At 63.4% G+C, this 8572-nt stretch carries 10 protein-coding genes and 1 pseudogene; 6 read left to right on the top strand and 5 right to left on the bottom strand.

What is annotated here, in order from left to right:
• The 3 genes from KZA10_RS03925 to KZA10_RS03915 all read left to right on the top strand — a co-directional run.
• Positions 1-215 (top strand): integrase core domain-containing protein (locus tag KZA10_RS03925; RefSeq protein WP_218682223.1); only part of this gene is annotated, 215 nt, incomplete at its 5' end.
• Between the two features lie 238 nt (positions 216-453).
• Positions 454-1206: an Abi family protein gene (locus tag KZA10_RS03920; protein WP_218682222.1), complete on the top strand. Its 753-nt coding sequence runs from the start codon at positions 454-456 to the stop codon at positions 1204-1206.
• A gap of 67 nt (positions 1207-1273) precedes the next feature.
• Positions 1274-2119, top strand: a complete 846-nt coding sequence (locus tag KZA10_RS03915) for a DUF5677 domain-containing protein (protein ID WP_218682221.1) — start codon at positions 1274-1276, stop codon at positions 2117-2119.
• Positions 2120-2278: 159 nt separating this feature from the next.
• Here KZA10_RS03915 and KZA10_RS03910 read toward each other — a convergent pair whose 3' ends face one another.
• The 5 genes from KZA10_RS03910 to fdxA form a co-directional block, all read right to left on the bottom strand.
• On the bottom strand, positions 2279-2611 hold the full coding sequence (locus tag KZA10_RS03910; RefSeq protein ID WP_141388160.1) for a hypothetical protein: 333 nt from the start codon (positions 2609-2611) through the stop codon (positions 2279-2281).
• Positions 2612-2625: 14 nt separating this feature from the next.
• Positions 2626-3495, bottom strand: coding sequence for a cutinase family protein (locus KZA10_RS03905; RefSeq protein ID WP_218682220.1), 870 nt, complete (start codon positions 3493-3495; stop codon positions 2626-2628).
• Positions 3496-3838: 343 nt separating this feature from the next.
• Positions 3839-5164, bottom strand: a complete 1326-nt coding sequence (locus tag KZA10_RS03900; RefSeq protein ID WP_218682219.1) for an ISL3-like element ISPfr2 family transposase — start codon at positions 5162-5164, stop codon at positions 3839-3841.
• 465 nt (positions 5165-5629) lie between these two features.
• Entirely contained in the window at positions 5630-6250 is a 621-nt protein-coding gene (locus tag KZA10_RS03895; RefSeq protein ID WP_141387689.1) for a hypothetical protein, read from the bottom strand.
• Between the two features lie 150 nt (positions 6251-6400).
• Positions 6401-6739: a ferredoxin gene (gene fdxA, locus KZA10_RS17700; protein WP_256934369.1), complete on the bottom strand. Its 339-nt coding sequence runs from the start codon at positions 6737-6739 to the stop codon at positions 6401-6403.
• Positions 6740-6856: 117 nt separating this feature from the next.
• Here fdxA and soxR point away from each other — a divergent pair, with 117 nt between their 5' ends.
• The 3 genes and pseudogenes from soxR to KZA10_RS03875 form a co-directional block, all read left to right on the top strand.
• Positions 6857-7306, top strand: a complete 450-nt coding sequence (gene soxR / locus KZA10_RS03885) for a redox-sensitive transcriptional activator SoxR (protein WP_218682218.1) — start codon at positions 6857-6859, stop codon at positions 7304-7306.
• A gap of 320 nt (positions 7307-7626) precedes the next feature.
• Positions 7627-8274, top strand: a complete 648-nt coding sequence (locus KZA10_RS03880) for a TetR/AcrR family transcriptional regulator (RefSeq protein WP_055869311.1) — start codon at positions 7627-7629, stop codon at positions 8272-8274.
• A 53-nt stretch (positions 8275-8327) separates the two neighbouring features.
• Positions 8328-8572: pseudogene (locus tag KZA10_RS03875) on the top strand (amidohydrolase); the annotation flags it as partial.

Genomic DNA, 8572 nt, shown 5'->3' with positions numbered 1-8572 from the left:
CCCGACCTTACCGCCCGCAAACGAACGGGAAGATCGAGCGATTCCACCGCACCCTCGCCGACGGATGGGCCTACGCACGCTTCTACGAATCAGAGACCGAACGGCGAGCAGCACTACCCGCCTGGATGCACTTCTACAATCACCACAGGCACCACTCCGCCGTCGGAGCCCCACCCATCAGCAGACTCAACAACCTCCCTGGACATCACAACTAGCCCCGCCTCCTCTTACAATACGAGCGAGACAGCGGCGGGTCGGCTATCGGAACGCTGCACGCCTAGGACCTCGCATCGCGGGGTCCTAGTTCTTTGTATAAGGCTGTGGTCGGCAGCTCGACAGTTGGATAGGCCATGAAACGGGTGAAGCCGCCGTGTACTAAGAACTACGGCGGCTTCCGAAACCCATACTCAGCTCAAGGCCGGGGGAATATGACTCCAGTGTAGCGTTCTGCGTGTGATCCCTCAACCCACGCTGGTAGAGCAACGCGCGCTCATCGACAGTCTCGCACCTCAACGACTCCGGCGATTCCGGGCTGCGGTAGCCGGCGACCGCGGCGCGATCGCACTCTATCTCCTGGACTCCCAGATCGCATCGCACCTGCATGCGACAGTCAGGATGGTGGAGGTTGCGTTGCGCGAGCGGGTTCACCGTGCTCTGAGCAGCTCATTCGATGACCATTGGTATCTCAGCCAACGTGAGCTCTTCGACGTGGATCTCACCGAGAAGATTGATGAGGCGCTGGAGAAGGTGGGGGAGAAGGCGCCACCCGGGAAAGTTGTCGCGCAGTTGATGCTGGGCAAGTGGGTGTCGCTACTTGGCAAAGGTGACCGCAAGGAAGATGGGACCAAGGCGAGATTCGATAGGAACATCTGGGCGCCGGCTCTCCAAGATGCGTTCCCCGGCATCGACCGGAAGTCACTCCATCGTTCCGCGATGAGCCTGAACTGGGCGAGGAATCGGATCAATCACTGTGAGCCGATCGTCTTCGGGTTTCCGCAACCTGGTCTCGGCACTCCAGGGGTACAGCTGCGTCGTGCGCCCCACCTGGTCTTGGAAGATGCGCGCTCATTCATCGGCTACCTCGACGCCGACCTCGAGGGTTGGATGCGCCGCTGGAGCGAGATCGATACGCTTCTCATGGATCCGCTGGTGGAGACAGCACTCGATCACATTGAGCAGGAGAAGTCGGTCGAGCTTCAACGATGAGCCTACCCACGCTGCACGTGCAAGGCGCAGAGGTTCCGAGGCCTCCGTGCCACGCTAGGTTGGGCGGATGGCCATGAGCGAGGAACAGACGCGCTCACTCATCGCTGAGCTTCAGAGCGAGTGGGATGCTGTCTCTGAGGTTCGGGCTTTTCGTCAGCCGAAGTCACGTCGGGGGCAACGCTTCACAGGAGCAGACGCCGCACGAATCACCGCAATTATCGGCCTTTCGCGGCATGTTCACGACACATCGCCGGCAATCATGCTGCTCCTCGAGCACGGGCACATATCTGCCGCAGTCCCGCTAGTCAGGCTCGTTTTTGAATGCTCACTCACCGCTGCCTGGTTGGTCCAAAGCACTGACGACCACGGGATCCGCGCGTTTCTGCACTCATACTCGCGGTCGCGTTCATCTCTTCAGAAGGACGCAATGGAGGCCACCACGCGTGTCTTTCGAGACGGCGCTCCCGAGATCACCGACACGGACCCCACTCCATTCGGTGGTTCCTACGACGATGCCCACCGATTCGGTGAGATCTGCCTGGACCTGAAGCCAGCCGGCAAAGACGCCTACATCTACTACCGCGTACTCTCGGGCCTCAGCCACGCGAGCCCACGGGTGGCCGACCTCGACTTCGCTCCCGATAGCCCGGACGCGGGGATCCCCGCGTTTCGGCCGACGCCCAATCAGTCGTTCCCAACGGACGTGCTGGCATTTTTCACTGCAGCCTCGATGGTCTGGAGCGCGCGTGCCTACTCGTACCTCATCACCAACACGCAGTACCGCAACTTTCTCCGCCGAAGTGCGAGGCAGCTCGAGATCAATGATGAGCTGCAGCTCAGCGAAAGGTACTGGGAGCGCCACGCAAAGAACGAAGCCAAGCGCCGCGCCGAGAAATCAGTTAATGATGATTAACCGATAATAGTTGTTATGTCTTTTCGTCTTCTGCACCGACTCCCCGCGGCCGCCGTTTTGACACCTACGTGTCAGCGATCGCGGCCGCTGCGGAACACGCACATGTGCCCGTGGCGATCGCCACGGGCACATAGAGCTTGCAGGTGTCAGAATCCGTGACTACCCGACGTTCAGCGCGCCGTTCATCACGAGATTCGTAACGAGTAGGGCAATCAGCGTGATCGTGATGCCGGCCGCCGGGAGGAGCCAGGCCAAACGGAGTCGAGATCTTGTGAAGAAGTACGCGCCTGTGGTGACGATGAAGATGATCAAGGCGGACATCCAGAATCCGCGGGTCACGGTCTCCAACGTCAGGTAATCGCATTGGTCGGAGCAGCCGGCGATCTCAAGGGTCCGGGCCAGAACGACCAACGCAGACACGGTCGCGACGAAGAGACTCACCCACGCCAGGTTGTCACCGAGCTGCGATTGTGCGTTGCGCTGGTCGTTCATCATGCTCCTAGGGCCTAGATTGGGTCCGTCAACTCGTAGGTGATCCAGCCGGCGACCGAGTTCGCGTATTGCGCGTACGAGTTGTGGATAGCGTAGCTGCTGTCGCCCGGGTTCGATTGGCAGAAGAAGTCGCCTATGTTGCAGAACTCCCGGACCTTGTAGACGGTCTGCTGGCTGTTACTACCAGCCGGCCAACCCAAGTAGTTGTAGGTCGCCAACGAGTTCTTTTGGGTGTAAGGAATTGTGCTGAGCAGACCGTTCTTCGGCCTGTTCGGGTAGTTCGTCAATTTTCCTGATTCGTAGAACGGATCGCCGTACAGCACGACGGCACGGATGTTCGCCTTCGCGGCCGGGGTCAGGTTGAACGGCGCACCAAGAGGGGACGTAGCGGCCCCTGTGAGCACCTTGCTAATCACCTGGGCACCCTGTGAGTGACCCGCCAGGATGATCGGCGCGTACGGACACGTCTGATTGATGTAGTTCAACTCCGCGATGAGCTTGAGCCTGCCATCCTCGATGCTGGGGCTAAGAGCTGCAGTCGCCGGGTAGGCGAGGCTGAGGAAGTAAAAGGGCATGTCCGGCACGTTGATCAACGCGCTGCGGATCGGGGCCACCTGATCGCCGAGACCACCGTTCGTCCAGACCCGGCCGTTATGCACCAGGTTCGAACCCGCAGGGGCGCCAGTTCCGCGCACGCCTACGAAGACGGCGAAGTCGCACATGCTGGACGAAAGAGCCGCATTGGCGGATGCGCCGCCGAACAGGACGCTTCCCAACATCGTTAGTGCGCCGATCGCACTGATAATTCCGCGACGCCGTCGACTTTTCCGTGTCCTCCGCACGTTGTCTCGAGCTTCTACCGACAGCGGCTTCTGTTTGATCATGCTTCGCCTCTCCGTGAGCGACCCGAGCCAGGTCGCCACCAAGCATGGGCGGTGGCAGGGAGAGATTAAAGATCATCGAGAGCCTTGCAGAGCCGCGGCAGAACGACTATTTTCATCGCGCGCGAAGGCGTTTCGGGGGTCGTGAATCACATCCACAACATTAAGTCAAGCGTATAGATTATCTATTTTTTTGCGGGCGTTTACTGTACTTTCGGTTCACCAGCCAACCGGGGGGTTGGCGAGGAAGGTCAGGGAGTAATACATGGGAGTTCCGACTCTGACGCCAGTAGAGATCGTGTCGACCTGGCTGTACAGCACCCGCACCGCTCGCGGGATATCCGGCTCATCCCAATCGGGGGTGTAGGAGTTGGGGTCTGAAGCCGCCGGTCTCGAGCAGGCTTCGGGCGATGTAGTTGGTCAGGTTGCGGAACCCGAGTGCGGAGCCGCGCAGGTGTTCGAGCCGTCCGTTGAGTGCCTCGGTCGGCCCGTTGCTGGTGCCGGGTCGTTCGAAGTAGGCGAGCACGTCGGCGGCTCGCTTCTTCAGGGTCCGGCCCAGGGTGGTGAGCTCGGTGAGCACCTTGGGGACGCCGGCGCTGAGGTCGGTGATCAGCTTCTCCATGAGCTCGCGGCCACGTTGCCGGTCCCCGTGGCGATAGGCGGCGATCATCCGCTGGTAGACACCCCAGGTCGCCTCGACCTCGACGTGAGCGTCATCAACGAACAGCGCGCGTAGCCTGTCGCTCTGCTTGTCGGTGAGCAGGTCCGAGCCGGTGTGCAGCGTGCGCCGCGACTTGTAGAGCGGATCGTCCCTGAACCCACGGTGCCCGTGGATCGCGAGTTGGACCCGGCGCCGGCACCTGTCGAGGGCGTCACCGGCCAGGCGCACGACGTGGAAGGGATCCATCACCGTGACCGCGTCCGGGATCTCCTCCGCAGCGGCGGTCTTGAACCCGGTGAAGCCGTCCATCGCGACCACTTCGACCGCGTCACGGAAGGCGTCGTCGCGGTCGGCGAGCCAGGTCTTGAACGCCGCCTTCGACCGGCCCTCGACCATGTCCAGCAGCCTTGCTGGGCCGGCGCCATCGCGGACCGGGGTGAGGTCGATGATCACGGTGACGTACTTGTCGCCACGCCTGGTGTGGCGCCAGACGTGCTCATCGACGCCAATCACCTTCACGCCCTCGAACCGCGTGGGGTCGTTGATCAGCAGCCGCTTGCCTTCGGCCAGGACCGCGTTGTTGGCGGTGTCCCACGCGACCCCGAGTCCCTCGGCGACACGGGCGACGGTGAGGTGTGCGACCACGATCCCTTCCAGCGCCCACCGCAGCCCGGTTCGCGAGAGCTTCGCGCGTGGCTCCGCCGCGGCGCTGGTGTCTTGGCGCCACACGTGTCCGCAGTCTGCACAGCGGTAGCGGCGCACTACAACTTCCAGCACGGTCGGTCGCCAGCCCAGCGGCTCGTGGGCCAACCGCCGGATCACGGTGTCACGAGCGGCGCCTTCGCTGCCGCACCGTCGGCACCACTGATCTGGTTCCACCACGCGGCACGCGAGGACCGCACGATCCGGTTCAAGTCGTTGCCCGATCACGCTCAGACCGAGGCCGTCGAGTCGAGCGAAGCCGGTTAGGTCAGGGCGGCCGAAGCCGGCCGGCGGGGTAGCGTCGGGCACGTCGAGGTCTTTCCGATGGATGGCGTAGGAACCTCCATCGTCGGGAGACCTCGACGTCTATCTGCGGACCGACGCGCCCGGCCGACCTACACCGTCATCTGGGAAGACCCGGATATCCCAAGAAACCTTGGCGCTTTGCGCAGGAATCGCCGTCCCGACGTATGGGCGACTTGAGCGAGCCGGATTGAGCCGAGGCTCCAACGGAGTGATGCTCGACACGTTCCTTCGGCTGGTTACCGTTCTCGAACCGAACGATAAAGAACTTGCTGCGCTGCTGAGCTCGCTCAGGCTCGCCGCGTCCAGGCAATCGCTTCCGCCTCTACGAGCTACGGCTTAGTCCAGAGCACTTGGTGCGGAATCCCGAGCTTGCAGGGGCCAGACTCAGCGGATCGTTGTCGCGACTCCACACGCCGGCAGCTGCGAGCTCGCCGCGGTGCAACCGGGTTCGTGTGGGGTTCCGACAGATCAGGGAAGGAACGTCCTGGTCAGCATCCGCACGAGTTCCATCACTGCGACGATGAGAATCAGCGGAGCCGCGTAGAACGTCAACAGGAGCGCCCACCAGGGGCCGCCGACGACGGCCTGGGCTGTTGCACGCGCCGCGCGTTCCACCCAGCGCACGCCGACACGACGATGCAGCCACGTCCTGTACCACCACTCGACGGCAGAGAGACGCCGTGCTTCACCGAGCCGGATCAGGTCCAACGCGATCCACAACCAGTAGCCGTAGGCAACGAAAGCGATGAGCACAAGGAACATACCCCAGAGCTGATCCATGAGGTCAAATAGCCCGGCAGAAGACCCCCAGTGATCGTTCCCCATGGCGATGATCGTTGTCAGCAGCAGCCCCCCGAAGAATCCAAGGAATCCCAGCACGATCTTGGCGAGTCCGACGATGTGTCGGCCGAGAACCGAAGTCTCTGCGAGAGGACGGGGCGGCCTCAGCACGGCGGCGACACACACGTGGATAACGACGATGAAGAACGACGCGGCAACGGTTAGAAGAATGATCACGAACGCGAAAACGGCCCCCGCCTCGGGAGCTGCCTCGGGAGCGGCTGCGCTGAACACACCTATATGACTCACTGATCATCCTCCGGTCTTTCTGTGGGCACGAACCGCACACGGGCTTTCTGCGCCTCGTAGCGGTCGTGTCGGACTCTGGCAGAAGCCACGGTCACGATCAACATCCTCTAGGCTCCGCAACTCACAACCTCAGGGGCAGTGGGTTTCGGACTATCGCTCTATGCTTCGCGTTGGCGTTCGAGGCCGGCGGATCTCGGGACTCGTTGTGCGGCGCTGTTCGAGCTGCTTTCTGTCCTGCAGGTACTGCGCATCCTTGGCGCGTTCCTGCGCGGGCGTGCCCGGAGTCGGAGCTTGCCACTCGTCGGGCAGATCGTCTTCGTAGTAGATGGCCTCGACGGGGCAGACCGGCTCGCAGGCACCGCAGTCCACGCACTCATCCGGGTGGATGTAGAGCGACCGCTCGCCCTCGTAGATGCAGTCGACGGGACACTCGTCGATGCAGGCCTTGTCCTTCACATCGACGCACGGCAGAGCGATCACATAGGTCATCGCGGAGTCTTCGTTCGGGTCACGCTGTCCTCGTTCGGTCGTTCGGCCCGTATCAGGGCCACCTGACAACCGTAAAACCTCAAGTATACTTGAGGTCAAATCGAGGAAGGCACCGGGATGAGTCCGCACGCACCCGACGCGCCGCTGACGATCGGTGAGATGACCAGGCGCACCGGAGTCGCCGCTTCCGCTCTGCACTTCTACGAGTCGCTCGGTCTCATCGCCTCGACCCGCACTCCCGGGAACCAGCGCCGCTACGCCCGGCACATGCTGCGCCGCGTCTCGCTCATCACGGTCGCCAAGCGCCTGGGCATCCCGCTGTCCGACGTGCAGACGGCTTTCGCCGACGTGCCCCTGACCGAGACTCCGAGCCACGCCGACTGGCAGCGGGCCTCGAGGCGCTGGAAGCGCGAACTCGAGAAGCGCCGTGAGGGCATCGAACGACTCGAACGCGAACTCACCGGATGCATCGGCTGCGGCTGCCTGTCGATGAAGGCGTGCGGCCTGCTCAACCCCGACGACGCCCTGGGCACGCAGGGCGCCGGCCCCCAGCGCCTGCAGGACTGACCCCCGACTCGGTGGTGATCGCGCCGTCTGGCTTGGCGATGGTGAGGGATGCGGAGCCGGCACCCTCGTCGGATCCACCGCCTGTCGAGCAACCGGCGAGGGCCGATACGCCGAGGGCGGTGATCGCGGTCACGGCGATCAGAGACTTTCTGAGCTTCATTGCTTCTCCTAGGGGCACGGGTCTTTGTGCGGCGTCGCCGGAGGACGGGGAGTCCGCCGACTGTCGTGATTTGCTTACTGTCGAGAAAGTAAGCTTCCGTGAGGTTACCGAGTAGTAAGTTTGATCGCAAGCACAATCCGACGATGGAGAGGAGGCCGCGGTGTCAGACAGCGACCAGACCGTGCGCGTGCGCCCGGCGACCCTCGCGAAGCGCGAGCAGATCCTCAAGGCGGCCGTGGAGATCTTCGGCAACAAGGGGTCCACCAACGGCACCCTGGCCGATGTGGCTGAGCAGGTCGGCATCACGCATGCGGGCGTCCTCCACCACTTCGGCTCGAAGCAGAAGCTGTTGCTCGAGGTGCTCGCCTACCGCGATCAGGCCGACGTCGCGGAGCTCGCCGAGAAGCACATCCCCGGCGGACCCGAGCTGTTCCTGCACCTGGTGCGCACGGCATTCGCGAACGAGAAACGGCCCGGCATCGTGCAGGCGTACACGGTGCTCTCCGCCGAGTCCGTGACCGACGACCACCCCGCCAGGGACTACTTCGAGGAGCGGTACACGACCCTGCGTCGAGAAGTCACCGCCGCATTCCACGAGCTGTGCGCCCAGGAGGGCGTGCGCGATCCGGACACCATCGCCGCAGCCTCCGCCGCGATCCTCGCGGTGATGGACGGCCTGCAGCTGCAGTGGCTCCTGCACCCCGGGACCGTCGAGCTCGGGGAGACGAGCGAGTTCGCGATCCAGGCGATCGTGAACGCCGTGCTGCGCCCGGGGCCGCAACTGCCGACCTACGTGCACCCCGCCTGATCCGTCGATCGCGCACCCTCGGCACGAGCCGCTCGCAGGGCTAGGCTCGGGCCATGACGATCGATCTCGAAGCGCTCTACATCGACCTGCACCAGCACCCCGAGCTCTCGTTCCAGGAGACGCGCACCGCCGGCATCGCCGCCCAGCATCTGCGCGACCTGGGCCTCGAGGTCGAAGAGGGCGTTGGAGTCACCGGCGTCGTCGGCGTGCTGCGAAACGGCGAGGGTCCGGTCGTGTGGGTTCGGGCCGACATGGACGCGCTCCCGGTCGAGGAGCAGACCGGCCTGTCGTACGCGAG

Source organism: Microbacterium sp. BF1 (assembly GCF_019279095.1).
Lineage (GTDB): Bacteria > Actinomycetota > Actinomycetes > Actinomycetales > Microbacteriaceae > Microbacterium > Microbacterium maritypicum.
Note: the sequence above shows the minus strand (reverse complement) of the source record. Positions and strands in the feature narration are given on the sequence as shown.